Origin of the sequence: Vibrio diazotrophicus (assembly GCF_038452265.1) — a bacterium.
Classification (GTDB): domain Bacteria; phylum Pseudomonadota; class Gammaproteobacteria; order Enterobacterales; family Vibrionaceae; genus Vibrio; species Vibrio diazotrophicus.
Window position 1 is genome coordinate 287,082 of sequence record NZ_CP151842.1, and the last position, 22,283, is coordinate 309,364.

Consider the following 22,283-nt stretch of genomic DNA (forward strand, 5'->3'; position numbering starts at 1 on the left):
AGGTGGCTTTTGAATTTTTGTAATAGCGTTAGCTATTAACGAGTTCCGTACACAACGATAGTCTTACCGTGAGCTGAAATTAGATTCTGCTCTTCAAGCATCTTCAGAATACGACCTACTGTCTCACGAGAACAGCCAACGATTTGACCGATTTCTTGACGAGTGATCTTGATCTGCATGCCGTCTGGGTGAGTCATTGCGTCAGGCTGTTTCGCTAGGTTAAGAAGCGTTTGTGCAATGCGGCCTGTTACGTCTAGGAACGCAAGGTCACCAACTTTCTGGCTTGTTACTTGTAGACGACGAGCCATCTGACCAGAAAGACGCATTAAAATATCTGGGTTAACTTGGATAAGCTGACGGAACTTCTTAAATGAAATTTCAGCAACTTCACATGGAGATTTAGCTCGAACCCATGCTGTACGCTCTTGACCTTCTTCAAACAAGCCAAGTTCACCGATGAAGTCACCTTGGTTTAGGTAAGAAAGGATCATTTCCTTTCCTTCTTCATCTTTAATCAGTACCGCAACAGAACCTTTAACAATGTAGTACAAAGTTTCTGCTTTCTCGCCCGCGTGAATCAGCGTGCTTTTTGAAGGGTACTTATGAATGTGACAATGTGAAAGAAACCACTCTAATGTTGGGTCGGTTTGAGGTTTACCTAGAACCATAATATCTCACTTCCTCTGCAGGGTACGCTTGCTGCTATCCATATTTAGCAAAGCTTAAAATAGATTTACTAGAATAAGAGGACTTTATGGTCGCTGCAAGCTATCTTGTGTTTCGGTTAAGAATAGTATCCTTTTTCAGCGACATTTTCTTGATTTTAATCGTGTCCCTACCTTGATTTTTTACGCAAAAATGTGCACATGGTCACGGTATGGAAACTAAACGCAAAAAGCTTGTTTCGATTAGCCGATTTTCCCCGTTTCAATGAGTTGCTGTAGGATTGGTCTTACAATCAATTCCATGGCAAAACTCATTTTTCCTCCCGGAACCACAATGGTGTTGTGGCGAGACATAAAGGAGCCGTCGATCATTGCCAGTAAGTATGGGAAGTCGACATTTTTAATTCCACGTAGGCGAATGACTACAAAACTTTCGTCCAGACTAGGAATGCCTTTGGCATTCAGTGGGTTGGATGTATCTACGGTCGGCACCCGTTGAAAGTTAATATGCGTGCGCGAAAATTGTGGTGTGATGTAGTTGAGATAGTCATCCATTGAGCGAACTATCGAATCCATCACGGCTTCGCGCGAGTGCCCCCGGTCACGGGTGTCACGGACATACTTTTGAATCCACTCAAGGTTAACAATCGGTACCATGCCAATCAGGAAATCGACATGCTGCGCCACATTAACCTCACCGTCTACTACACCACCGTGTAGCCCTTCATAGAAGAGTACGTCTGTACTAGCTGGAAGCTCTTGCCATGGAGTGAATGTTCCGGGCATTTGGTTATAAGGCACGGCCTCATCAAAGGTGTGCAGATAGCGTCGGATTTGGCCTGTTCCTGCTTTACCGTATTGACGGAAAAACTCGCTCAAAGCACCAAAGTCGTTGGCTTCTGGGCCGAAGTAGCTGATATGACGACCCTGTTCGCGGGCTTTACGGATTTCAATATCCATTTCTGGACGAGTGAAACGGTGAAAACTATCACCTTCAACCCAAGCGGGTTTAACACTCATCATGTTGAACATTTTACGGAATGCTTCTGACGTTGTAGTAGTGCCTGCACCTGATGAACCAGTTACGGCAATAATTGGGTGTTTTGCTGACATGACTAACCTTGTCCAAAAATCCTATAATAAGGCGTTGAAATCTGTTCATCGCCCGAGTTGAAGCCACTATAACATGGAATTTCAATTATCACTGATTATCGATTATTAACTTTGATATCAATACTTTCGTGTAATTCTGAATAGACAATCACCGCATCGCCGCTCCTTAGTAATGCTTTGATTTGGTCGATCTTATGCTCCAGAGAAACTTCAACTTCGCCATAATCTGTGCCTTCTCTGAGCACAAATTCGCTGATGAGGTTTTCTAATGTTTCTGGTGCAATATCTTGCCAAGGTACAATCATAACTTGCTCGTAATTCTTCTTAATGTTGTTTCGTCAATATAACGCACGTCAGCCTATTAATGGAGGGGCGAATTTTTTATTGCTGACGAATATTTAATCCTGAGCGTCTTTCAAACTTTCATAATAAGCAGGCAATGCTTTTTCCAGCCAAAATTCAGGCTTTAGGATGCTTCCGGATACAAAGCCAACGTGCCCGCCTTGCTCAAACAAGCGATAGTCGATGTTGTCAGGTAGGATGAATTTGGGAATCACAGATTCATTCATAAATGGATCGTCTTTAGCATGAATGATCTGAGTGGGTACTTTAATTTGCTGTAGTTTGTTAATACCAGAGCATTTCTCGTAGTAGTCTTGCGAATCTTTAAACCCATGTAGGGGCGCTGTGATTAAGTCATCGAAATCACTGAGGTGAGTGACGCGTTTAATGCTCTGATAGGAAAGCCCTAGTTCACCTTTGAGCAGATGATGCTTTTTCATTGCACTGTTTTTCAGTGATGAGACCAGATAACGGCGATAGATTTTTGAAAAACCGTGTTCAATCCGTTGAGCACAGGCAGCTAAATCTAAAGGGGCGGAAACTACGGTCGCAGCTGTGACTATCGGATCTTCATTGTAATCGGCCAAGTAGTTCACCAGCATGTTGCCTCCAAGAGAAATACCAGTAGCGACGATAGTGCGATTCGGAAACTGTTCTCTCAAATATTCCAGAACTAAACGGGCATCTTCCACCTCACCGGAATGGTATGCGCGAGCCAAATTATTCGGCTTACCGCTACAACCGCGGAAGTGCATCATGACCGATAACCAGCCATCTTTGGCAAAGGCTTGCATTAAGCCATTGGCATAAGGGCTATAGAAGCAGCCTTCCAGACCATGAAATAGGATGAAAATGGGCTTTTTCGCTGCGCTTTCACTATGTGCATCTTCACTCCACGCTAAGTCGAGGAAATCGCCGTCAGGTGTATCGAGCGTTTGCCAGACTGGTTCAAACAGCGCTTTCTTACGAATAAAGCGCGGGACTAATGTCTGTAAATGTGGGTTCTTCAAGCCTGTAGCGGCAACAAATTGGGTCATCGGCTAACCATCAAATTAATTCAATTATTTTTGCCTATTTAATGATGCAGTTTTGGTGACTGCAACTTTAAGTGGTCTGTTTATATTGAGTATATACCCAATTAAATAAGCGGGAAGATTCAGTTCTTGGGTACAGGTTTGGCAAACTGTTTAGCGAGGTTTTCGGCACCGAGTTGTCGGCAGTAACGTTGGGTAAGAGGTGTGTCTTCATTATTCATCAAAGTCAGACTATTGATGCAGTCCACTAAGTCAGACTGTTGCTGCTTTTCCAACTGCAATTCGAATTGCAGTGCTTCGCGATATTGGGTGTCCGGCAGAGTGGCTTTTAATTTACGGCGTAACTCTCGGTAGCTATGTAGTAGCGTTTCCGAGCGTCCGATACAGTCAATAACCGTTTGCCAATCTTGCTCATGAAACGCTACTTGCTGCTCATCAAGCCATTTGAGCAGCAAGAGCAAATTTACGTTGCCGTTATAGTGGTTTTGCAGGTGTAAGCACGCCTCTTTGACTTCTCGAACGCTGTAGTACTGCAAGCTGAATTGCCATAGTCGTTCCAACGTGAGTGAAATTCTGACGTGCTCTTGGGTCATTGACTGTTGAACTCCTGTTCCATTTCTTCCAGCGTCTCTTGCTCGCTCATCCACTCCATTTCGATCTCTTCGAGTTCGGATTTCGCCTGAGCTTGTGTAGCGAGAACTTGGTTAAGTTTAGCTTTGTTTTCTGCATCATACAGTGAGGACTCCGATAATTGTTGTTCAGAGTCCGCGACAATTTCGTTCAACTTATCCATTTTCGCTTCGAGTTGTGTCAGCTTTTTGCGAATTGGCGCAGTCAGCTTGCGAAGTTCTGCTTCACGACGTTTTTGATCTTTCTTCGCTGCAGCGCTGTTAGCATTGTCTTTTGGTGCAGCTTGAGCTTGTTGTTCTTTGCGTTCTGCTTTTTGCTGATCCTGAAGCCATTTATAGTAATCTACTAAATCACCATCAAACGGTGCCACTTGGCGGTCATGAACCAGATACAAATCATCGGTTGTAGCGCGCAGTAGGTAGCGGTCGTGACTGACAATAACCATCGCACCTTCGAAGCTTTGCAGTGCAAGAGTCAGGGCTTGACGCATATCCAAATCAAGGTGGTTGGTTGGTTCATCAAGTAATAGCAGGTTTGGTTTTTGCCACACAATAAGAGCCAACACGAGGCGCGCTTTTTCACCGCCCGAGAACGGTCCAACTTTCTCTAGTGCTTTATCACCGTTGAAGCCGAAACTACCCAGATAGTTGCGCAGTTCTAATTCGTTTTTCTCAGGCGCGATTTGCATCATGTGTTGCAAAGGTGTCTCTTCTGGATGAAGCGTTTCAAGCTGATGCTGCGCGAAGTAACCAATTTTCACCCCTTGTGAGTAGGATAGGTCACCACCTTGCGGAGTCAGTTCATTGGATAACAGCTTAATTAGGGTTGATTTACCCGCACCGTTACGACCAAGCAGACCAATACGGCTGCCCGGAACGAGATTAAGACGAATCTTCTCTAGGATAAGGTTATCGTCGTATCCCGCACTCACGTCATCCATCATCAAGATTGGGTTTGGCAGTGCAGACGGTTCGCGAAACTCAAAACTGAATGGGTTATCAAACTGTGCTGGCAACACTTTTTCCATTCGTTCTAAAGCTTTAATCCGGCTTTGCGCCTGGCGAGCTTTAGACGCTTTGTAACGGAAGCGATCGATGTAGCTCTGCATGTGGCTCATCTGCTTTTGTTGCTTCTGATACATAGCTTGCTGTTGCAACATCTTTTGCGCGCGTTGATTTTCAAACGAAGAGTAGTTGCCCGTGTATTCATTCAGCTTCTGATTCTCAATGTGAATGATACGGTTGATGATCGGGTCTAAGAAATCTCGGTCGTGGGAAATCAGAATCAAAGTTCCCGGATAGCTTTGTAACCAGCGCTCTAACCACATCACGGCATCTAAATCTAAGTGGTTAGTTGGTTCATCGAGCAATAGCAAATCAGAGCGGCAAATCAGTGCTTGTGCAAGGTTAAGGCGCATACGCCAGCCACCTGAAAACTGAGTCAGGTTCCATGACATCTGTTCTTGGCTAAAGCCTAAACCGTCCAGTAGCTCTGAAGCGCGAGCTCGGATGCTGTAACCGCCAATAGTTTCGATTTTGCCATGCAGCTCAGCTACTAGTGTACCGTTGTCTGCAACTTCTGCGTCACTAAGCTGACGTTCTAAATCTCGGTATTCTCGGTCGCCATCGATAACGTATTCCAAAGCACTGCGTTCTAAAGCCAGCGTTTCTTGCGCTACCCAAGCCAGTTCCCACTGAGCAGGTTTACTGAATGAGCCAGCATCAATAGACAATTCGTCTTTCAAGAGGGCAAATAGGGTGGATTTACCACAACCGTTTTTACCCACTAGACCCACTTTGTCGCCTGGGTTGATGGTTGCTGATGCTTGGTCGAGCAGAGGTTTTCCGCCACGTAGTAGTTGGATGTCCGAGAAGATAATCATAAATTTGTTTTAGCTATTAATAGAGTTGCCGTTGAGATTTCGCCCAGAATAGTAGGGGCAACGAGGATAAATGTCGATCATTATGCAATTTACGTTATGATGCTTATGCCCTTCCTACTTGAAGGTGCAGCGGTGTTGGCTACGTTCGTTCACCCCAATTACATAGTTATCTATGCTCATGGGGACTCACTCACTTGCCGCCTAGCTGCAACTCCAACTAGTTTGGGGATAGCAACAGTTACCAATTTGATAACGTTACGGAGTGCCGTCAAGGAATGACACAAGATACGCCGTCTGCTTTACAAAAGCCTAAAGTATTAGTGATTTATGCTCACCCTGAGCCACATCACTCCATTGCAAACCAAGTGATGATTAAAAAGATCTCTTCACTTGAGCACGTCTCTATTCTTGATCTCTATGCCACATACCCAGACTTTTTCATCGATGTTCAAGCTGAGCGCCAGCGCTTGTTAGAGCATGATGTGATTGTGTTTCAGCACCCTTTGTATATGTATTCCTGTCCGGCGCTACTTAAGGAATGGATGGATAGAATACTGGCAAAAGGATTCGCCTTTGGTAACAGAAGTGCGCTGCGGGGTAAAGTCTGGCGTAGTGTCATCACCACCGGCGGTAACATCGATGCTTTTGGTGAGAAGGGTTATAACCGTTATCCGTTGAAAGACATTTTACAACCATTTGAACTGACGGCGGCATTGTGTCGTATGCAATGGATAGACCCTATGGTGCTGTATTGGTCGCGCAATGTTAGTGACATTGAGCGATATCAACACGCAGAAGCCTATAGACAGTGGTTATTGGACCCGTTAGCTGAGCAAGGAGAGCATCATGGCTGAAGTAAGCAGTGATTTTCTACAAAGCACAGCCGTTTTCCTTACCGCAGCTGTGGTGGCAGTACCTTTAGCGCAAAGGGCGGGGCTTGGTTCTGTTCTGGGGTATTTACTGGCGGGTGTGATCATCGGACCTTGGGGATTGGGCTTAATCAGCGATGTTGAAGCGATCATGCACTTTGCTGAGTTTGGCGTGGTTTTGCTGCTGTTTCTGATTGGCTTAGAGTTAAATCCGAGAAAACTGTGGCAAATGCGTGGGCCAATTTTGGGACTGGGTGGCGCGCAGGTTGTGGTGACGACAGCCGTGATTGCAAGCTTGACTTCGTTGCTGGGCATCGGCTGGCAAAGCAGTTTAGTTATTGGTATGGGGTTGGCGCTCTCTTCAACCGCAATTGCATTACGCGTGATAGAAGAAAGAGGTTTAACTCGAACGGAAACGGGGCAATCCGGTTTTGCTGTTCTGCTATTCCAAGATATTGCTGTTATTCCTATGCTGGCGTTGTTGCCCGTACTGGCAGGTAATACTGGCGGAAGCTGGCTTGATGTCGTCTGGATGTTATGTGGCATTGTCGGTTTATTAGTGGGCGGTCATTACCTTCTGAGCCCTCTGTTTCGCTACATCGTATTAAGTGGTGTGCGAGAGCTGTTTACTGTTGCCGCGCTATTGTTGGTGATTGGTATCGCACTGTTGATGCAGCAATTAGGCTTGTCGATGGCGCTTGGTACCTTTTTAGCTGGGGTATTGTTAGCCGAAAGTGAGTTCCGTCACGAGCTGGAAATTGCTATCGAGCCCTTCAAAGGCTTGTTGCTTGGCCTGTTCTTTATCTCTGTCGGAATGGCGGTTGATATAGGGTTGTTGGCTCTTGAACCATTAAGCATATTGCTGGCTGTGATCGCTCTGGTGACAGTCAAAGGTTTACTTCTTTATGTGCTCGCCCGTTTTTCTGGCACGCGGGCTAAAGCTCGTAGCCGAATGGCTGCAATACTGAGCCAAGGCGGTGAGTTTGCTTTTGTTATCTTTACTGCCGCTAGCAGCCAAGGGCTGCTCAAATCAGAGCAAGTCGCCTTTTTATTAGTAGTGGTGAGCTTATCGATGGTGACCACGCCGTTATTGCTATCAGCACAAAATCGCTGGTTCGCACGTAATTTGAATAGTTCCGATGAGGAAAAGTTGGCATCGGACGTATTTGATAAAGAACCGAGAGTCATCATTGCTGGATTTGGCCGTTTTGGGCAGATTGTTGGCCGCTTGATGTATGCCAACAAGATCAAAATTACGGTATTAGAAAGTGATGCCAGCCAAATAAAATTACTACGCAAATACGGATATAAAGTATTCTATGGCGACGCCACTCAGCTTGAGTTATTGCGAGCGGCGGGTGCCGATGAAGCAGAGGCAATTGTTATCTGTACCGACGCGCCTGATGAAGTGGTGAAAATAGTAGAGCTTTGCAAGCATCACTTCCCTAAATTGAAGATATTGGCTCGTGCACGTAGCCGTGTTGAAGCCTACCAACTAATGAATCACGGTGTAGAGCGTTACTCTCGCGAAACCTTTTTAGGTGCGTTGGATCTTGGTCGACAAACGTTAATCTCGCTGGGTATGCATCCTTATGAAGCTAAAAGAGCCGAAGCTCATTTTCGCAAGTTGGACATGGCAATGCTTAAAGAGTTGCTACCTCAACATAATGAAGGTAAACGGCTTAACTTAAGAGCCAAAGAAGCTCGTAAAGAATTGGAAGAAATTTTTGGCCGCGAGATGGACGGTGATAAACAGTCTCGTAGCTATTGGGAAAAAGACTAAAAGAACAAGTAAGTAGTAGGAACCAATACGTGAATATAAAAAAACGCTTTATTGCAGGGGCGAGTTGTCCGAGTTGTAAAGCTCAAGATACCTTACGCTGGTGGATAGAGAACAACATAGAGCTGGTGGAATGCGTTGAGTGTGATTATTCAGAACAGCGTAAACCAAAAGCTGTAGAGAAAAGTGAACACGGTCAAGAGCAAATGATCGGTATTTTTAAGCCGGAATAATTGAGTTTCTGCTCACGATCCCCATAATATCCACCATTAGATTATTTTTAGGCATGACTTTATGTGTCTAAAAGCACCAAAACCGCCCTGGAGCCGTTATGAAAATTGAAAAGAACGTGGTTGTAAGCCTTGCTTACCAAGTAAAACTGGAAGATGGCATCGTTGTTGACCAATCCACAGTGGAAGCACCACTAGATTACCTACATGGTCACAACAACCTAATCACTGGCCTTGAAAAAGAGCTAGAAGGCAAAGTAGCAGGTGACAAGTTCACTGCAACTATCGCACCTGAAGATGCATACGGTGAGCACAGCGATGATCTTGTTCAGCGCGTTCCTGCAAACGTATTCCAAGGTGTTGATGAGATCGAAGTAGGTATGCGCTTCCTAGCGGATACAGACCAAGGTCCAATCCCTGTAGAAATTACAGAAGTTGATGGTGATGAAGTTGTGGTTGACGGTAACCACATGCTTGCTGGTCACACTCTGACTTTCGATGTAGAAGTTGTTGCAGTTCGTGAAGCAACTGCTGAAGAACTTGAACACGGTCACGTACACCAAGCGGGTGGCTGTGGCGGCCACGGTCACGATCACGATGACCACGAATGTTGTGGTGGTCACGGTCATGATCACGACCATGACCACAAAGATGGTTGTTGTGGCGGCGGTCACTGCCACTAAACTGTGCGGTGGGCTTGCTATAAGCAGCTCCTAGCCCTATAAAAGAAAGCGTGAGTCGAGCAATCGGTTCACGCTTTTTTTATTTTCGCTTTATCAATATGTAAGGACTTTTTATGCCGCAACCTTTTTCTATTGCGATTCATGGTGGTGCCGGAACAATTTTGCGTGAACAAATGAGTGATGAACTCAAAGGTGAAATAGAGGCTGCGTTAGAGAAATCGGTTAAAGCGGGGCATGCCATTCTTGCGCAAGGGGGCGATGCTTTAGATGCTGTAGTCGCAGCGGTAAAAGTGTTGGAAGATGCGCCCCAGTTTAATGCAGGCAAAGGCTCGGTATTAACCAATAAAGAAATGGTTGAGATGGATGCTTCCGTGATGCATGGACGAGAGATGGATGCAGGTGCCGTAACGGGAGTTCGCCATATTAAAAATCCGATTGAACTTGCACGTGATGTGATGTTGAAAAGCGACCATGTTTTGTTGATGGGTGAAGGAGCCGAAGAGTTCGCTTTTAGCTTGGGTTATGAGTATACCGAGCAGGATTACTTCTTTACTGAACGCCGCTATGAACAACTGCAGTCCATGAAAGAGAAAGGCCTGTTTGCACTATCGGAAGCTAAGTACTCGACAGAAAAACAGTATCCAGACGACAAAAAATTTGGCACGGTTGGCGCGGTAGCGCTTGATCAGCAAGGCAATTTAGCAGCAGCTACAAGTACTGGTGGCATCACCAACAAAAAGTTTGGCCGCATTGGTGATTCGCCAATCATAGGTGCAGGTACGATTGCTGAAAATGGCAATGTTGCTGTATCAACAACGGGGATGGGCGAGTTCTTCATTCGCAAAATGGTCGCATCAGATGTAGCGGCGAGAATGCGCTATTTAAAAGAAGATATTCACACCGCCTGTGAACACATTATTCAAGGTGATTTGAAGGCAATTGGCGGTGAGGGCGGCCTTATTGCGGTTGATGCTAATGGTGAAATTCACTTTGCGATGAATAGCTTAGGAATGTATCGAGCAAGTGTTGATACTAAAGGTGATCTGCTCATCAAAATATATGCAGATGATTGAGTTTTAATCTGAAAAACGAGAATGGCTGCGCACGAATTTATTCGACTATTTTTTGCCTAAAAAATGACTGCAACGAATCAAATTCGATGCTAGAATCCATTTTTAACTAGCAATCAGATTTGGAAAGATGGGTAATAACGTAGTCGTTCTTGGCACCCAATGGGGTGATGAAGGTAAAGGTAAAATCGTAGACCTTTTAACTGAAGATGCAAAATATGTGGTTCGCTACCAAGGTGGTCACAACGCTGGCCATACTCTAGTTATTGATGGCGAGAAAACAGTTCTTCACTTGATTCCATCAGGTATCCTTCGCAATAACGTGAAATGCATTATCGGTAACGGTGTTGTACTTTCACCAGATGCACTAATCAAAGAAATGACAGGTCTAGAAGACCGTGGTGTTCCTGTTCAAGAGCGTCTTTTCATTTCTGAAGCTTGTCCTCTAATTCTTCCATACCATATTGCTCTAGACCAAGCGCGTGAAACTGCTCGTGGTAATAAAGCAATTGGTACGACTGGTCGTGGTATCGGTCCTGCTTACGAAGATAAAGTTGCTCGTCGTGGTCTACGTGTTGGTGACCTATTCGATCGCGCAGCATTCGCTGAGAAACTAAAAGAAGTCATAGCTTACCATAATTTCCAACTAGAAAACTTCTACAAAGTTGAGCCAGTAAGCTACGAAGACGTGCTTGAGCAAGCAATGGGTTATACTGACCTATTAACGTCAATGGTTATCGACGTAACTGACGAACTTGATGCAGCGCGTAAGCGTGGCGATAAGATCATGTTCGAAGGCGCTCAAGGTACTCTACTTGATATCGACCACGGTACTTACCCATATGTAACTTCTTCTAACACGACAGCTGGTGGTGTTGCTGCAGGTTCTGGTTTTGGTCCTCGTCACCTAGGTTACATTCTAGGTATCGCTAAAGCGTACTGTACTCGTGTAGGTTCTGGTCCTTTCCCGACTGAACTTTATGATGGCAAAGAGAAGCAAGATCCAGTTGGTAAGCATTTAGGTACTGTAGGTGCTGAATTTGGTGCAACAACGGGTCGCCTACGTCGTACCGGTTGGTTCGATGCTGTTGCAATGCGTCGTGCAATTCAAATCAACTCAATTACAGGTTTCTGTATGACGAAACTAGACGTATTAGACGGTCTAGAAGAAATCAAAATCTGTACTGGTTACCAAATGGCTGATGGCTCAATCGCTGAAGTTTCACCAATGGCAGCAGATGCTTACGATAACGTAACGCCAATCTACGAAACCATGCCAGGTTGGTCTGAAAAAACTTTCGGTGCTAAGTCTATCGACGCGCTTCCTCAAGCTGCACTTGACTACATCAAGCGTATTGAAGAGCTAACAGGCGTTCCAGTAGACATCATCTCTACAGGCCCTGACCGTAACGAAACAATCATCAAAGTACACCCATTCAGCGTGTAAGCTAGATACTTGTTTACAGAACCGGTTCATTGAGCCGGTTTTTTTATGCCGCAAGTGATGCTATTTTGTACGTCGGTGGCAATTAATTGCCGATTATTTACAAGATTGACCTAAAGAGATTCACTTAATCGCCGATAAAAAATCAAACCAGCCATTATGCGTAATAACGCTATACTCAAAAAGCGGTGTTGTGTGGCTATCGGAATTAAGTAAGAGTGCATGTATGAAGCTACGAACGGTGGCAGCTTCTCTATTATTGGCATTGCATTCCTCGTTTAGTCACGCTGCTGTGGCCGATGTGGGGGAGCCTGTACCAATTTATACAGAAGCTGAACTCATAAAATTGATTGAAGAAAACAAGCATTTGGAGCGTGTCAAAGCCGACAATTGTCAGTTGGTGGAAGATATCGTTGCACGTGCCACTCGCATCAATTTACCGTCATACGAGTTTTTGTATGGCGATATGCTGGCGTGGGGTGTCTGTGTCGATCAGGATGTCGAGCTAGGTCTGTATTACATGGAAAATGCTGCTCATCAAGGTTTGCCAACCGCACTTGAGCAGTTAGGTCGTTATTACTCGCGCGGAACGTTAGTGCAGCAAGATAAAGAGCGCGCTATACCTTATTTGCGTGAAGCTGCTTCTATGGGTAACTTGAATGCCCGTATTCAGTTGGCTGAATTGCTGTTGAGAGACTACGGCAGCCCTCTAGATTACGAAGATGCTTATCGTTGGCTCTATAACTCTGCAACGGCAGATCAAAGAGTGCATAGTCGTATTAATATCTTACGACAGGGGTTAGAGATGCGAATGCCAGAGAACATTATTGCGCGCGCGAAGCGTCGTGAAACCTTCTGGTAAAGCTCGTAATTGATTCTGCAAACACATTTATCTGTTCATGTTCAGCCTCTAGGGTTGAACATGAATTTATTACCTTTCCTCACTGTATTTCACTTTTATTACTTCAAAGATAGTGCAACAGAACTATCTTATTAGTATTACTCACTTTTTATCCTTAAGCTTAACCACGCAGTAGGATATACTTTAATTCCCCCTCTTACTTTAAGTAGGTCTGCCTATGTCTGATTCCACCCATATTGATCCGTTTGCGGATCGCGAAGCCGATAATTACGAAAATCCGATCCCGAGTCGTGAGTTCATCATCGAATTTTTAACTCAAGCTAATGTGCCAATGAATCGCAACGATTTGTTTGAAGCACTAAAACTCACCGGCGAAGATCAGTATGAAGGCCTACGTCGCCGTCTTCGTGCCATGGAGAGAGATGGACAACTCATCTTTACTCGTCGTCAATGCTATGCACTGCCTGAAAAACTAGAACTAATTAAAGGGTATGTAATTGGTCACAAAGATGGCTATGGTTGGGTACGTCCAGAAGGCAACACCAACAAAGACAACGACATTTTATTACCTCACCATCAGATGAGAACCATCATCCATGGTGATTACGTGTTGGTTCAACCAGCAGGTACAGACAAGCGCGGAAGAAAAGAGGGGCGCTTAGTTCGCGTATTGGAAGAACGTAAAACACAAATCGTCGGCCGCTTCTTCTTCGAGCATGGGTACTCGTATGTGGTGCCAGACGACTCACGTATTCATCAGGATATTTTGATCCCTAATGAGCAGCGTAGCGGTGCTCGAATGGGCAATGTAGTGGTGATTGAGATTACAGACCGAGGCTCACGTAGTCGCGGTATGATGGGTAGCGTGGTTGAAGTACTCGGAGAAAACATGGCACCGGGAATGGAAACACAAATTGCCATCCGTACGCATCAAATTCCTCATGTGTGGCCGGACGAAGTTGAAAAACAGGTTGCAGGCTTAGGCGAAGAAGTGCCAGAAGAAGCTAAGGTGGGACGAGTCGATCTGCGTGAACTACCGTTAGTGACCATTGATGGCGAAGATGCGCGAGACTTTGATGATGCGGTTTTCTGTGAAGCGAAAAAAGGTGGCGGCTGGCGTTTATGGGTAGCGATTGCAGATGTAAGTTATTACGTTCGCCCTGATACCGCGCTAGATAAAGAAGCGATTAATCGTGGTAACTCGGTTTACTTCCCGTCACAAGTCGTGCCTATGCTGCCGGAAGTGCTTTCAAATGGCTTATGTTCACTGAACCCACAAGTGGATCGCTTGTGTATGGTGTGTGAAATGACCATTTCTGAAAGTGGTAAGTTATCGAGTTACAAACACTATGAAGCGGTGATGAACTCACATGCTCGCCTGACGTACACTAAAGTGCACGAGATCTTAGAAGGTGATGAAGAGTTACGTGAGCGTTACCGTGATTTAGTACCGCACCTTGAAGAGCTGCATAAGATGTATCAAGTATTGAAAGTGGCGCGCGAGCAGCGTGGTGCAATCGAATTTGAAACCGTTGAGACCAAGTTCATTTTTACGCCAGATCGTAAGATTGACAGTATTGAGCCACTTATCCGTAATGATGCTCATAAGCTGATTGAAGAGTGCATGATCATGGCGAACATTGCTTCTGCTTCATTGGTGGAAAAAGCAAAAGAGCCAGCGTTATATCGTATTCATGAAACTCCGGGTGAAGAGCGTCTGATGGGCTTCAGAGATTTCCTTGGTGAATTAGGCCTAGAGCTGTCAGGTGGTCTTGAACCATCCCCAACCGATTATGCACATTTGATGCAACAGATCGGTGAGCGTCCAGACAAAGAACTGATTCAAACTATGTTGCTGCGCTCGATGAAGCAAGCGATATACAGCCCTGACAATGCTGGTCACTTCGGCTTGGCGTTGAAGCGTTATGCTCACTTCACTTCGCCGATTCGTCGTTATCCAGATTTGTTGTTGCATCGTGCTATCAAGTATCTGATTGCCAAACATGAAGGGCGTAACCAAGACCGTTGGACACCGACGGGTGGTTTCCACTATTCATTTGACGATATGAATTATTACGGCGAGCAGTGTTCAATGACTGAACGCCGCGCAGATGATGCTACTCGTGAAGTATCCGATTGGCTGAAATGTGAGTACATGCAAGACCATGTTGGTGAAGAGCTAGAAGGTGTCATTGCCAACGTGACTGGATTTGGCTTCTTCGTTCGTTTAGCTGATTTGCACATTGATGGTTTGGTGCATATTTCTACTTTAGCGAATGACTACTACCGATTTGACCCGATTGGTCAAAGACTTATCGGTGAGTCGTTTGGTAATACCTACCGCTTAGGCGATTCAGTCAAAGTTAAAGTGTTGTCAGTGAACCTTGATGATAGACAAATTGACTTTGAAATCGTTGAAACAAGTCGTAAGCTACGCGGCGCTGGTAAGACTGCTAAGAAACGAGCGACAGAATCGAAAGCAAAAGCGAAAGGCAAAAAAGCGGCTGCAAACCTTGGTAGTAAAGCTGTACCAATGATAGAACCCACTAAACGTCCAGATGACGGTAGTGGTAAGCAAAAAGACAAAACGAGTAAATCCGCTAAGTCTCGTAAACAGAAAGCTCGAGCTCAAGCTGGCAAAGCAAGAGCAAAAAAGAACAAATAGGTAACTCATGAGTAACGAATTAATTTATGGCATCCACGCAGTAAAAGCGGTGTTAGAACGAGATCCTGCTCGTTTTGTGGAAGCTTATGTACTGAAAGGTCGTCAGGATGATCGATTACTGCCTGTTCTGAATGAACTTGCACGTCTAGGCGTGTCGATTCAAGAAATGAACCGTAAAGTTCTGGATGACAAAGCACAAGGTGCTAACCACCAAGGCGTGATAGCCAAAGTAAAACCAGCTAAACAGCTCAACGAGCATGATTTAGAGCTTATCGTTGACCAAGCTGAGCAACCGCTATTCTTAGTTCTTGATGGTGTCACTGACCCACATAACTTAGGCGCGTGTCTGCGTAATGCTGATGCCGCGGGTGTGGCTGCGGTTATCGTACCAAAAGACAGATCAGCGCCATTGACTGCGACGGTAAGCAAAGTGGCATGTGGCGCAGCAGAAACGGTGCCACTTGTTCGCGTAACTAACTTAGCTCGTACCATGCGTGCGATGCAGGAAAAAGGCGTATGGTTTGTCGGTACGGCTGGTGAAGCGACTCACGATATCTACCAAAGCAAATTAACAGGACCGTTAGCCATCGTCATGGGGGCTGAGGGAGACGGTATGCGTCGTTTAACCCGAGAAACTTGTGATGACCTGATAAAGATTCCAATGGCGGGTTCAGTATCAAGTCTGAATGTTTCTGTTGCTTCGGGAATTTGTTTATTTGAAGCCGTGCGTCAGCGTATTGCGGCTAAATAAAAAGCTCATATATCTTATATATAAAGAGGGTTGATAGTCATTATCAACCCTCTTTCATTCCACTTATCCTGTCTTTTGTTTGGTTGAATTTTGTTCGTTTATTTTTCAAACAGCCCTTGCATGTAAAATTGTGATCTGTATAATGCAGCGCACTGGTTAAGCCAGTTGTGAACCAATGAGCAGCGAGGAGCTGATAAATCCTAGGTTTTTTATAAAATTCAGGTTTGTCAGGTAATGTATACTCAGCTTATGTTCGCAGTTAATTAAAATTTAGCTCATAGTTATCTAATTTAGATAACTGAGGTTAATCACCTATTAGCTGACAATGTGCCCAATCTGGGTACTACGGTTTCACATAAATCAATCGGCATTCTCTCGTTTTAACGAGTTTGAGTGGCGATATTGTTTGTGTAATTTTTAATTATTGGAGCTCTGTCTCATGCAGAACCAACGCATCCGTATCCGCCTAAAAGCTTTCGATTACAAACTAATCGACGCTTCTACAGCGGAAATCGTTGAAACAGCTAAGCGTACCGGCGCGCAGGTTCGTGGTCCTATTCCACTACCTACTCGTAAAGAGCGTTTCACTGTTCTTATCTCTCCACACGTAAACAAAGATGCACGTGACCAGTACGAAATTCGTACTCACAAGCGTCTGATCGACATCGTTGAACCAACTGACAAGACTGTAGATGCTCTAATGCGTCTAGACCTTGCTGCTGGTGTTGATGTTCAAATCAGCCTAGGTTAAGGGAGATTAGAAGAATGATTGGTCTAGTCGGACGTAAAGTGGGTATGACCCGCGTATTTACTGAAGAAGGCGTTTCTATCCCAGTAACTGTTGTGGAAGTTGAAGCGAACCGCGTTGCTCAAGTTAAAACTCTTGAGAACGATGGTTACACAGCTATCCAGGTAACTGCTGGTGCTAAGAAAGCTAGCCGTGTTTCAAAGCCAGAAGCTGGTCACTTTGCGAAAGCAGGTGTTGAAGCTGGTCGTGGTCTTTGGGAATTCCGCTTAGAAAGCGGTGAAGAGTTTGAAGTTGGTGCTGAACTAACTGTTGAACTTTTCAACGAAATCAAAAAAGTAGACGTTACTGGTACATCTAAAGGTAAGGGCTTCCAAGGCGTTGTTAAACGTTGGAACTTCCGTACTCAAGATATGACTCACGGTAACTCTTTGTCTCACCGTGCTCCTGGTTCTATCGGTCAATGTCAGACTCCAGGTCGCGTGTTTAAAGGCAAAAAAATGTCTGGTCACATGGGTGCTGAGCGTGTAACGACTCAAAACCTTGAGATCGTACGTGTTGACGCTGAGCGCAATCTGCTTCTTATTAAAGGTGCAGTCCCTGGCTCAATTGGCGGTAACGTTATCGTCAAACCAGCAGTTAAAGCATAACGTCTAGGAGTAAGTAATGGAATTGATGGTTAAAGGTGCTAACGCACTAACTGTTTCCGAAACTACTTTCGGACGTGAGTTCAACGAAGCTCTTGTACACCAAGTAGTTGTTGCGTACGCAGCAGGTGCTCGTCAAGGTACTCGTGCTCAAAAAACACGTTCAGAAGTTTCTGGCGGTGGCGCTAAGCCATGGCGTCAAAAAGGTACTGGCCGTGCGCGTGCTGGTACTATCCGTAGCCCAATCTGGCGTACAGGTGGTGTTACTTTTGCTGCGAAACCACAAGATCACAGCCAAAAAGTAAACAAAAAAATGTACCGTGGTGCTATGAAGAGCATCTTCTCTGAGCTAGTTCGTCAAGAGCGTTTAATCGTTGTTGAAAGCTTCTCAGTTGATGCACCAAAAACTAAAGAGCTAACAGCTAAGCTGAAAGAACTTGAACTTAACGATGTTCTAATCGTTACTGGTGAAGTAGACGAGAATCTATTCTTAGCTGCGCGTAACCTGTACAAAGTTGACGTGCGTGACGTTACTGGTATCGACCCAGTTAGCCTAATCGCATTTGACAAGGTTCTTATGACTGCTGATGCAGTTAAGCAAGTTGAGGAGATGCTGGCATGATCCGTGAAGAGCGTCTACTAAAAGTTCTACGTGCACCGCACATCTCTGAAAAAGCAACTATGGCTGCTGAGAAAGCGAACACTATCGTTTTCAAAGTATCAATGGATGCTACTAAAAAAGAGATCAAAGCAGCTGTAGAAAAGCTATTTGAAGTTGAAGTTAAGTCTGTAAACACTCTTATCACTAAGGGTAAGACCAAGCGTCAAGGGCTACGCCAAGGCCGTCGTTCAGACGTGAAAAAAGCGTACGTTACTTTGAACGAAGGTCAAGATCTTGACTTTGTTGGCGGCGCGGAATAACAGGAGTAGTTGAAAAATGGCTATTGTTAAATGTAAGCCGACTTCGGCTGGTCGCCGTCACGTTGTTAAGGTTGTTAATGCTGACCTACATAAAGGTAAGCCTTACGCGCCACTTCTAGAGAAAAACTCTAAGAACGGCGGTCGTAACAACAACGGTCGTATCACAGTACGTCACATCGGTGGTGGTCACAAACAACACTACCGTCTGATTGACTTTAAACGTACTAAAGATGGTATCCCAGCGAAAGTTGAGCGTCTTGAATACGATCCAAACCGTAGCGCAAACATCGCTCTAGTTCTGTACGCAGACGGTGAGCGTCGTTACATCCTAGCACCTAAAGGTGTTCAAGCTGGTGATGCTATCCAGTCTGGCGTTGATGCGCCAATCAAAGCTGGTAACGCAATGCCAATGCGTAACATCCCAGTAGGTTCAACTGTACACAACGTTGAACTTAAGCCTGGTAAAGGTGGTCAGCTAGCTCGTTCGGCTGGTGCATATGCTCAAATCGTTGCTCGCGACGGTGCATACGTAACTATCCGTCTACGTTCTGGCGAGATGCGCAAAGTATTGTCTGAAGGCCGTGCAACAATCGGTGAAGTAGGCAACGCAGAGCACATGCTACGTGAATTAGGTAAAGCTGGTGCAAGCCGTTGGCGTGGTGTTCGTCCTACCGTTCGCGGTGTGGTAATGAACCCGGTTGACCACCCACATGGTGGTGGTGAAGGCCGTACGTCTGGTGGTCGTCACCCAGTTTCTCCTTGGGGTATGCCAACTAAAGGCTACAAGACTCGTAGCAACAAACGCACTGACAAGTACATCGTACGTCGTCGCAATAAGTAATCTATTTAAGAGGATAAGCCATGCCACGTTCTCTCAAGAAAGGTCCATTTATTGACCTACACTTGCTGAAGAAGGTAGAGAAAGCGGTGGAAAGCGGAGACAAAAAGCCTATTAAGACTTGGTCCCGTCGTTCAATGATCATTCCTACAATGATCGGTTTGACCATCGCTGTCCATAATGGTCGTCAACACGTTCCAGTTTTCGTAACTGACGAGATGATCGGTCACAAACTTGGTGAATTTGCACCAACTCGCACTTACCGCGGCCATGTCGTGGATAAGAAAGCTAAGAAGCGTTAAGGAGTAAATGATGGAAGCATTAGCTAAACATAACTTTGCTCGCATTTCGCCTCAGAAAGCTCGCTTAGTTGCAGATCAAATTCGCGGTAAGAAAGTTGACCAAGCTCTAGAACTTCTAACATTCAGCAACAAGAAAGCTGCTGAGCTAGTTAAGAAAGTTCTTGAGTCAGCAATCGCTAACGCGGAACATAACGAAGGTGCTGACATTGACGATCTACGTGTCGCTAAAATCTTCGTAGATGAGGGCCCTGTCATGAAGCGTATTATGCCTCGTGCTAAAGGCCGTGCGGATCGTATCTTGAAGCGTTCAAGCCACATTACTGTGGTTGTCGCAGATCGCTAAGAGACTAGGAGAGTAAGCAATGGGTCAAAAAGTACATCCTAATGGTATTCGTCTAGGCATCGTTAAGCCTTGGAATGCTACATGGTTTGCTAATACCAAAGATTTCGCTGACAACCTAGACGGCGACTTCAAGGTACGTCAGTTCCTAACTAAAGAACTGTCAAAAGCGTCTCTTTCACGTATCGTTATCGAGCGTCCAGCGAAGAGCATCCGTGTGACTATTCACACTGCTCGTCCTGGCGTTGTTATCGGTAAGAAAGGCGAAGACGTTGAGAAGCTACGCACAGCTGTAGCTAAAATTGCAGGTGTACCAGCGCAAATCAACATCGCTGAAGTACGCAAGCCTGAGCTAGACGGTCAATTAGTGGCTGATAGCATCGCGTCTCAACTAGAGCGTCGCGTTATGTTCCGTCGTGCTATGAAGCGTGCGGTACAAAATGCTATGCGTCTAGGCGCTAAAGGTATCAAAGTGGAAGTAAGTGGCCGTCTAGGCGGTGCTGAAATTGCACGTTCTGAGTGGTACCGTGAAGGCCGTGTGCCTCTACACACTCTACGTGCTGACATTGATTACGCAACTTCTTCAGCTCACACCACATACGGTGTAATCGGCGTTAAAGTTTGGATCTTCAAGGGCGAAATCCTTGGTGGTATGCCAGCTGCAAACGCTGTTGAGCCTAAGGCTGACAAGCCTGCGAAGAAACCGCGTAAAGGCCGTAAGTAAGGAGTCGACAGATGCTACAACCTAAACGTACTAAGTTCCGTAAGGTTCATACTGGTCGTAACCGTGGTCTAGCAAAAGGTACTGAAGTTAGCTTTGGTTCTTTTGGTTTGAAAGCTGTAGGCCGTGGTCGCCTAACTGCTCGTCAAATCGAAGCGGCACGTCGTGCGATGACACGTCACATTAAGCGTCAAGGTAAAATCTGGATCCGTGTGTTCCCAGACAAACCAATCACTGAAAAACCACTTGAAGTTCGTCAAGGTAAGGGTAAAGGTAACGTTGAGTACTGGGTAGCCCAAATCCAACCTGGTAAGGTTATGTACGAAGTTGATGGTGTACCTGAAGAATTGGCACGTGAAGCGTTCCGCCTAGCGGCTCGTAAACTGCCATTCAAGACTACATTTGTAACTAAGCAGGTGATGTGATGAAAGCACAAGATCTACGCGAAAAGAGCGTTGAAGAGCTTAACACTGAGTTATTAGCGTTGCTTAAAGAGCAGTTCAACTTGCGTATGCAAGCTGCGACTGGTCAACTACAGCAAACTCATACTCTGAAAGCTGTCCGCCGTGATATCGCACGTGTGAAAACTGTTTTGACTGAGAAGGCAGGCGCATAATGAGCGACAAAATTCGTACCCAACAAGGTCGTGTTACTAGCGACAAGATGGACAAGTCTATCACTGTTGCTATCGAGCGTTTCGTAAAGCACCCAATCTACGGTAAATTCGTTAAGCGCACGACTAAAATACACGCACATGATGAGAACAACGAATGTGGCCTAGGCGACTTAGTTGAAATCAAAGAGTGTCGTCCACTGTCTAAGACTAAGTCTTGGACTTTGGTTAAAGTTCTAGAGAAAGCTAAGATTTAATTAGTTTTTTCTGACTGAATAAACGGCTCCAAAAATAATTTTGGGGCCGTTTATTTTTTGACTACCCAATGTAAAAAAAGGGTGGTACAATTCGCGTCCCTTTAAAGAGGCAGCCCGACCCGAGATGGGTCTAGTTTTTTAATATTTAGCGGAGCACTAACATGATCCAAATGCAAAGTATGCTGGACGCAGCTGATAACTCAGGCGCTCGCAGCGTAATGTGTATTAAGGTTCTGGGTGGCTCTCACCGTCGTTACGCCCACGTTGGCGACATCATTAAAGTTACTGTTAAGGAAGCAATTCCTCGCGGTAAAGTTAAGAAAGGTGATGTACTGAAGGCGGTGGTAGTTCGCACCCGTAAAGGCGTTCGTCGTCCAGACGGTTCTGTCATTCGCTTCGACCGTAACGCTTGCGTACTGTTAAACAACAACAGTGAGCAACCTATCGGTACACGTATCTTTGGTCCAGTGACACGTGAACTTCGTACTGCGAAATTCATGAAAATTGTCTCACTGGCTCCAGAAGTTCTGTAAGGAGCACGTAAAAAGATGGCAGCTAAAATCCGTCGTAATGACGAAGTAATCGTTCTTGCTGGTAAAGATAAAGGCAAGAAAGGTAAAGTAACTAAGGTACTAGCAACTGGTAAAGTTATCGTAGAAGGTATTAACCTTGTTAAGAAACACCAGAAACCTGTTCCTGCACTAGGCATCCAAGGTGGTGTTGTAGAGCAAGAAGCAGCGATCGACGTTTCTAACGTGGCAATCTTCAACGCAGCTACTGGTAAAGCTGACCGTATCGGTTTCCGTTTCGAAGATGGTAAGAAAGTTCGTTTCTTTAAATCTAACAACGAAATCGTTTCTAACTAATAGAAGTAATTTG

At 45.2% G+C, this 22,283-nt stretch carries 28 protein-coding genes; 22 read left to right on the forward strand and 6 right to left on the reverse strand.

Annotated elements, in window-relative coordinates; genetic code table 11:
• Positions 1-35: 35 nt before the first annotated feature.
• The 6 genes from crp to AAGA51_RS01320 form a co-directional block, all read right to left on the reverse strand.
• Entirely contained in the window at positions 36-668 is a 633-nt protein-coding gene (crp, locus tag AAGA51_RS01295) for a cAMP-activated global transcriptional regulator CRP (protein ID WP_004728582.1), read from the reverse strand.
• Between the two features lie 240 nt (positions 669-908).
• A complete protein-coding gene (locus tag AAGA51_RS01300; RefSeq protein ID WP_042485131.1) occupies positions 909-1,778 on the reverse strand; it encodes a phosphoribulokinase in 870 nt (289 codons plus the stop codon).
• A 95-nt stretch (positions 1,779-1,873) separates the two neighbouring features.
• On the reverse strand, positions 1,874-2,083 hold the full coding sequence (locus tag AAGA51_RS01305) for a YheU family protein (protein WP_042485134.1): 210 nt from the start codon (positions 2,081-2,083) through the stop codon (positions 1,874-1,876).
• Between the two features lie 93 nt (positions 2,084-2,176).
• Positions 2,177-3,157 (reverse strand): hydrolase, encoded by a 981-nt coding sequence (locus tag AAGA51_RS01310; protein ID WP_042485137.1) that lies wholly within the window; start codon positions 3,155-3,157, stop codon positions 2,177-2,179.
• 119 nt (positions 3,158-3,276) lie between these two features.
• On the reverse strand, positions 3,277-3,747 hold the full coding sequence (locus AAGA51_RS01315; protein WP_042485140.1) for a TIGR02444 family protein: 471 nt from the start codon (positions 3,745-3,747) through the stop codon (positions 3,277-3,279).
• Positions 3,744-5,666 carry an ABC transporter ATP-binding protein gene (locus AAGA51_RS01320; RefSeq protein ID WP_042485143.1) on the reverse strand — a complete coding sequence of 641 codons (1,923 nt, stop codon included), beginning with the start codon at positions 5,664-5,666 and terminating at the stop codon, positions 3,744-3,746. Before AAGA51_RS01320 ends, AAGA51_RS01315 begins: the two co-directional genes overlap by 4 nt.
• Positions 5,667-5,941: 275 nt before the next feature.
• Here AAGA51_RS01320 and kefG point away from each other — a divergent pair, with 275 nt between their 5' ends.
• The 22 genes from kefG to rplX all read left to right on the forward strand — a co-directional run bounded on the left by kefG (position 5,942) and on the right by rplX (position 22,270).
• On the forward strand, positions 5,942-6,520 hold the full coding sequence (kefG, locus tag AAGA51_RS01325; RefSeq protein WP_042485146.1) for a glutathione-regulated potassium-efflux system ancillary protein KefG: 579 nt from the start codon (positions 5,942-5,944) through the stop codon (positions 6,518-6,520).
• Positions 6,513-8,318: a glutathione-regulated potassium-efflux system protein KefB gene (gene kefB, locus AAGA51_RS01330; RefSeq protein WP_042485149.1), complete on the forward strand. Its 1,806-nt coding sequence runs from the start codon at positions 6,513-6,515 to the stop codon at positions 8,316-8,318. The genes kefG and kefB overlap by 8 nt, the downstream gene beginning before the upstream one ends.
• 29 nt (positions 8,319-8,347) lie before the next feature.
• Positions 8,348-8,548 (forward strand): YheV family putative zinc ribbon protein, encoded by a 201-nt coding sequence (locus AAGA51_RS01335; protein WP_102962870.1) that lies wholly within the window; start codon positions 8,348-8,350, stop codon positions 8,546-8,548.
• Positions 8,549-8,646: 98 nt separating this feature from the next.
• On the forward strand, positions 8,647-9,228 hold the full coding sequence (gene slyD, locus AAGA51_RS01340; protein WP_042485154.1) for a peptidylprolyl isomerase: 582 nt from the start codon (positions 8,647-8,649) through the stop codon (positions 9,226-9,228).
• 113 nt (positions 9,229-9,341) lie between these two features.
• Positions 9,342-10,301 (forward strand): isoaspartyl peptidase/L-asparaginase family protein, encoded by a 960-nt coding sequence (locus tag AAGA51_RS01345; RefSeq protein ID WP_042485157.1) that lies wholly within the window; start codon positions 9,342-9,344, stop codon positions 10,299-10,301.
• 127 nt (positions 10,302-10,428) lie between these two features.
• Complete coding sequence (locus AAGA51_RS01350; protein ID WP_042485160.1) at positions 10,429-11,745, forward strand: adenylosuccinate synthase; 1,317 nt, start codon at positions 10,429-10,431, stop codon at positions 11,743-11,745.
• A 223-nt stretch (positions 11,746-11,968) separates the two neighbouring features.
• Positions 11,969-12,604, forward strand: coding sequence for a flagellar protein MotX (gene motX / locus AAGA51_RS01355; RefSeq protein ID WP_042485162.1), 636 nt, complete (start codon positions 11,969-11,971; stop codon positions 12,602-12,604).
• A 217-nt stretch (positions 12,605-12,821) separates the two neighbouring features.
• Positions 12,822-15,269, forward strand: coding sequence for a ribonuclease R (gene rnr, locus AAGA51_RS01360; protein ID WP_042485166.1), 2,448 nt, complete (start codon positions 12,822-12,824; stop codon positions 15,267-15,269).
• 7 nt (positions 15,270-15,276) lie between these two features.
• The gene (gene rlmB, locus AAGA51_RS01365; protein ID WP_042485169.1) at positions 15,277-16,020 is read left to right on the forward strand and encodes a 23S rRNA (guanosine(2251)-2'-O)-methyltransferase RlmB; all 744 of its coding nucleotides are present in this window, start codon (positions 15,277-15,279) and stop codon (positions 16,018-16,020) included.
• A gap of 439 nt (positions 16,021-16,459) precedes the next feature.
• On the forward strand, positions 16,460-16,771 hold the full coding sequence (rpsJ, locus tag AAGA51_RS01370; protein WP_001181007.1) for a 30S ribosomal protein S10: 312 nt from the start codon (positions 16,460-16,462) through the stop codon (positions 16,769-16,771).
• Between the two features lie 14 nt (positions 16,772-16,785).
• Positions 16,786-17,415: a 50S ribosomal protein L3 gene (gene rplC, locus AAGA51_RS01375; protein ID WP_042485177.1), complete on the forward strand. Its 630-nt coding sequence runs from the start codon at positions 16,786-16,788 to the stop codon at positions 17,413-17,415.
• A 16-nt stretch (positions 17,416-17,431) separates the two neighbouring features.
• Positions 17,432-18,034, forward strand: a complete 603-nt coding sequence (rplD, locus tag AAGA51_RS01380; RefSeq protein ID WP_042485179.1) for a 50S ribosomal protein L4 — start codon at positions 17,432-17,434, stop codon at positions 18,032-18,034.
• Positions 18,031-18,333, forward strand: coding sequence for a 50S ribosomal protein L23 (gene rplW / locus AAGA51_RS01385; protein ID WP_042485182.1), 303 nt, complete (start codon positions 18,031-18,033; stop codon positions 18,331-18,333). The genes rplD and rplW overlap by 4 nt, the downstream gene beginning before the upstream one ends.
• A 16-nt stretch (positions 18,334-18,349) precedes the next feature.
• Positions 18,350-19,174 carry a 50S ribosomal protein L2 gene (gene rplB, locus AAGA51_RS01390; RefSeq protein ID WP_042485185.1) on the forward strand — a complete coding sequence of 275 codons (825 nt, stop codon included), beginning with the start codon at positions 18,350-18,352 and terminating at the stop codon, positions 19,172-19,174.
• 20 nt (positions 19,175-19,194) lie between these two features.
• Positions 19,195-19,473 carry a 30S ribosomal protein S19 gene (rpsS, locus tag AAGA51_RS01395; protein WP_042485188.1) on the forward strand — a complete coding sequence of 93 codons (279 nt, stop codon included), beginning with the start codon at positions 19,195-19,197 and terminating at the stop codon, positions 19,471-19,473.
• Between the two features lie 10 nt (positions 19,474-19,483).
• Positions 19,484-19,816, forward strand: a complete 333-nt coding sequence (rplV, locus tag AAGA51_RS01400) for a 50S ribosomal protein L22 (protein WP_042485189.1) — start codon at positions 19,484-19,486, stop codon at positions 19,814-19,816.
• 19 nt (positions 19,817-19,835) lie between these two features.
• Positions 19,836-20,537 (forward strand): 30S ribosomal protein S3, encoded by a 702-nt coding sequence (rpsC, locus tag AAGA51_RS01405; RefSeq protein WP_042485192.1) that lies wholly within the window; start codon positions 19,836-19,838, stop codon positions 20,535-20,537.
• An 11-nt stretch (positions 20,538-20,548) separates the two neighbouring features.
• A complete protein-coding gene (rplP, locus tag AAGA51_RS01410) occupies positions 20,549-20,959 on the forward strand; it encodes a 50S ribosomal protein L16 (RefSeq protein ID WP_004728605.1) in 411 nt (136 codons plus the stop codon).
• On the forward strand, positions 20,959-21,150 hold the full coding sequence (rpmC, locus tag AAGA51_RS01415; protein WP_042485196.1) for a 50S ribosomal protein L29: 192 nt from the start codon (positions 20,959-20,961) through the stop codon (positions 21,148-21,150). Before rplP ends, rpmC begins: the two co-directional genes overlap by 1 nt.
• Positions 21,150-21,404: a 30S ribosomal protein S17 gene (gene rpsQ / locus AAGA51_RS01420; protein WP_042485199.1), complete on the forward strand. Its 255-nt coding sequence runs from the start codon at positions 21,150-21,152 to the stop codon at positions 21,402-21,404. The genes rpmC and rpsQ overlap by 1 nt, the downstream gene beginning before the upstream one ends.
• A 161-nt stretch (positions 21,405-21,565) precedes the next feature.
• On the forward strand, positions 21,566-21,937 hold the full coding sequence (gene rplN, locus AAGA51_RS01425) for a 50S ribosomal protein L14 (protein WP_042485201.1): 372 nt from the start codon (positions 21,566-21,568) through the stop codon (positions 21,935-21,937).
• A 15-nt stretch (positions 21,938-21,952) separates the two neighbouring features.
• Positions 21,953-22,270: a 50S ribosomal protein L24 gene (gene rplX / locus AAGA51_RS01430; RefSeq protein ID WP_042485205.1), complete on the forward strand. Its 318-nt coding sequence runs from the start codon at positions 21,953-21,955 to the stop codon at positions 22,268-22,270.
• Positions 22,271-22,283: the final 13 nt, after the last annotated feature.

What these genes read in the sequence shown, in the direction of transcription:
- crp (WP_004728582.1), bottom strand. Translation starts at nt 668, where the DNA reads ATGGTTCTAGGTAAACCTCAAACCGACCCAACATTAGAGTGGTTTCTT.
- AAGA51_RS01300 (WP_042485131.1), bottom strand. Translation starts at nt 1,778, where the DNA reads ATGTCAGCAAAACACCCAATTATTGCCGTAACTGGTTCATCAGGTGCA.
- AAGA51_RS01305 (WP_042485134.1), bottom strand. Translation starts at nt 2,083, where the DNA reads ATGATTGTACCTTGGCAAGATATTGCACCAGAAACATTAGAAAACCTC.
- AAGA51_RS01310 (WP_042485137.1), bottom strand. Translation starts at nt 3,157, where the DNA reads ATGACCCAATTTGTTGCCGCTACAGGCTTGAAGAACCCACATTTACAG.
- AAGA51_RS01315 (WP_042485140.1), bottom strand. Translation starts at nt 3,747, where the DNA reads ATGACCCAAGAGCACGTCAGAATTTCACTCACGTTGGAACGACTATGG.
- AAGA51_RS01320 (WP_042485143.1), bottom strand. Translation starts at nt 5,666, where the DNA reads ATGATTATCTTCTCGGACATCCAACTACTACGTGGCGGAAAACCTCTG.
- kefG (WP_042485146.1), top strand. Translation starts at nt 5,942, where the DNA reads ATGACACAAGATACGCCGTCTGCTTTACAAAAGCCTAAAGTATTAGTG.
- kefB (WP_042485149.1), top strand. Translation starts at nt 6,513, where the DNA reads ATGGCTGAAGTAAGCAGTGATTTTCTACAAAGCACAGCCGTTTTCCTT.
- slyD (WP_042485154.1), top strand. Translation starts at nt 8,647, where the DNA reads ATGAAAATTGAAAAGAACGTGGTTGTAAGCCTTGCTTACCAAGTAAAA.
- AAGA51_RS01345 (WP_042485157.1), top strand. Translation starts at nt 9,342, where the DNA reads ATGCCGCAACCTTTTTCTATTGCGATTCATGGTGGTGCCGGAACAATT.
- AAGA51_RS01350 (WP_042485160.1), top strand. Translation starts at nt 10,429, where the DNA reads ATGGGTAATAACGTAGTCGTTCTTGGCACCCAATGGGGTGATGAAGGT.
- motX (WP_042485162.1), top strand. Translation starts at nt 11,969, where the DNA reads ATGAAGCTACGAACGGTGGCAGCTTCTCTATTATTGGCATTGCATTCC.
- rnr (WP_042485166.1), top strand. Translation starts at nt 12,822, where the DNA reads ATGTCTGATTCCACCCATATTGATCCGTTTGCGGATCGCGAAGCCGAT.
- rlmB (WP_042485169.1), top strand. Translation starts at nt 15,277, where the DNA reads ATGAGTAACGAATTAATTTATGGCATCCACGCAGTAAAAGCGGTGTTA.
- rpsJ (WP_001181007.1), top strand. Translation starts at nt 16,460, where the DNA reads ATGCAGAACCAACGCATCCGTATCCGCCTAAAAGCTTTCGATTACAAA.
- rplC (WP_042485177.1), top strand. Translation starts at nt 16,786, where the DNA reads ATGATTGGTCTAGTCGGACGTAAAGTGGGTATGACCCGCGTATTTACT.
- rplD (WP_042485179.1), top strand. Translation starts at nt 17,432, where the DNA reads ATGGAATTGATGGTTAAAGGTGCTAACGCACTAACTGTTTCCGAAACT.
- rplW (WP_042485182.1), top strand. Translation starts at nt 18,031, where the DNA reads ATGATCCGTGAAGAGCGTCTACTAAAAGTTCTACGTGCACCGCACATC.
- rplB (WP_042485185.1), top strand. Translation starts at nt 18,350, where the DNA reads ATGGCTATTGTTAAATGTAAGCCGACTTCGGCTGGTCGCCGTCACGTT.
- rpsS (WP_042485188.1), top strand. Translation starts at nt 19,195, where the DNA reads ATGCCACGTTCTCTCAAGAAAGGTCCATTTATTGACCTACACTTGCTG.
- rplV (WP_042485189.1), top strand. Translation starts at nt 19,484, where the DNA reads ATGGAAGCATTAGCTAAACATAACTTTGCTCGCATTTCGCCTCAGAAA.
- rpsC (WP_042485192.1), top strand. Translation starts at nt 19,836, where the DNA reads ATGGGTCAAAAAGTACATCCTAATGGTATTCGTCTAGGCATCGTTAAG.
- rplP (WP_004728605.1), top strand. Translation starts at nt 20,549, where the DNA reads ATGCTACAACCTAAACGTACTAAGTTCCGTAAGGTTCATACTGGTCGT.
- rpmC (WP_042485196.1), top strand. Translation starts at nt 20,959, where the DNA reads ATGAAAGCACAAGATCTACGCGAAAAGAGCGTTGAAGAGCTTAACACT.
- rpsQ (WP_042485199.1), top strand. Translation starts at nt 21,150, where the DNA reads ATGAGCGACAAAATTCGTACCCAACAAGGTCGTGTTACTAGCGACAAG.
- rplN (WP_042485201.1), top strand. Translation starts at nt 21,566, where the DNA reads ATGATCCAAATGCAAAGTATGCTGGACGCAGCTGATAACTCAGGCGCT.
- rplX (WP_042485205.1), top strand. Translation starts at nt 21,953, where the DNA reads ATGGCAGCTAAAATCCGTCGTAATGACGAAGTAATCGTTCTTGCTGGT.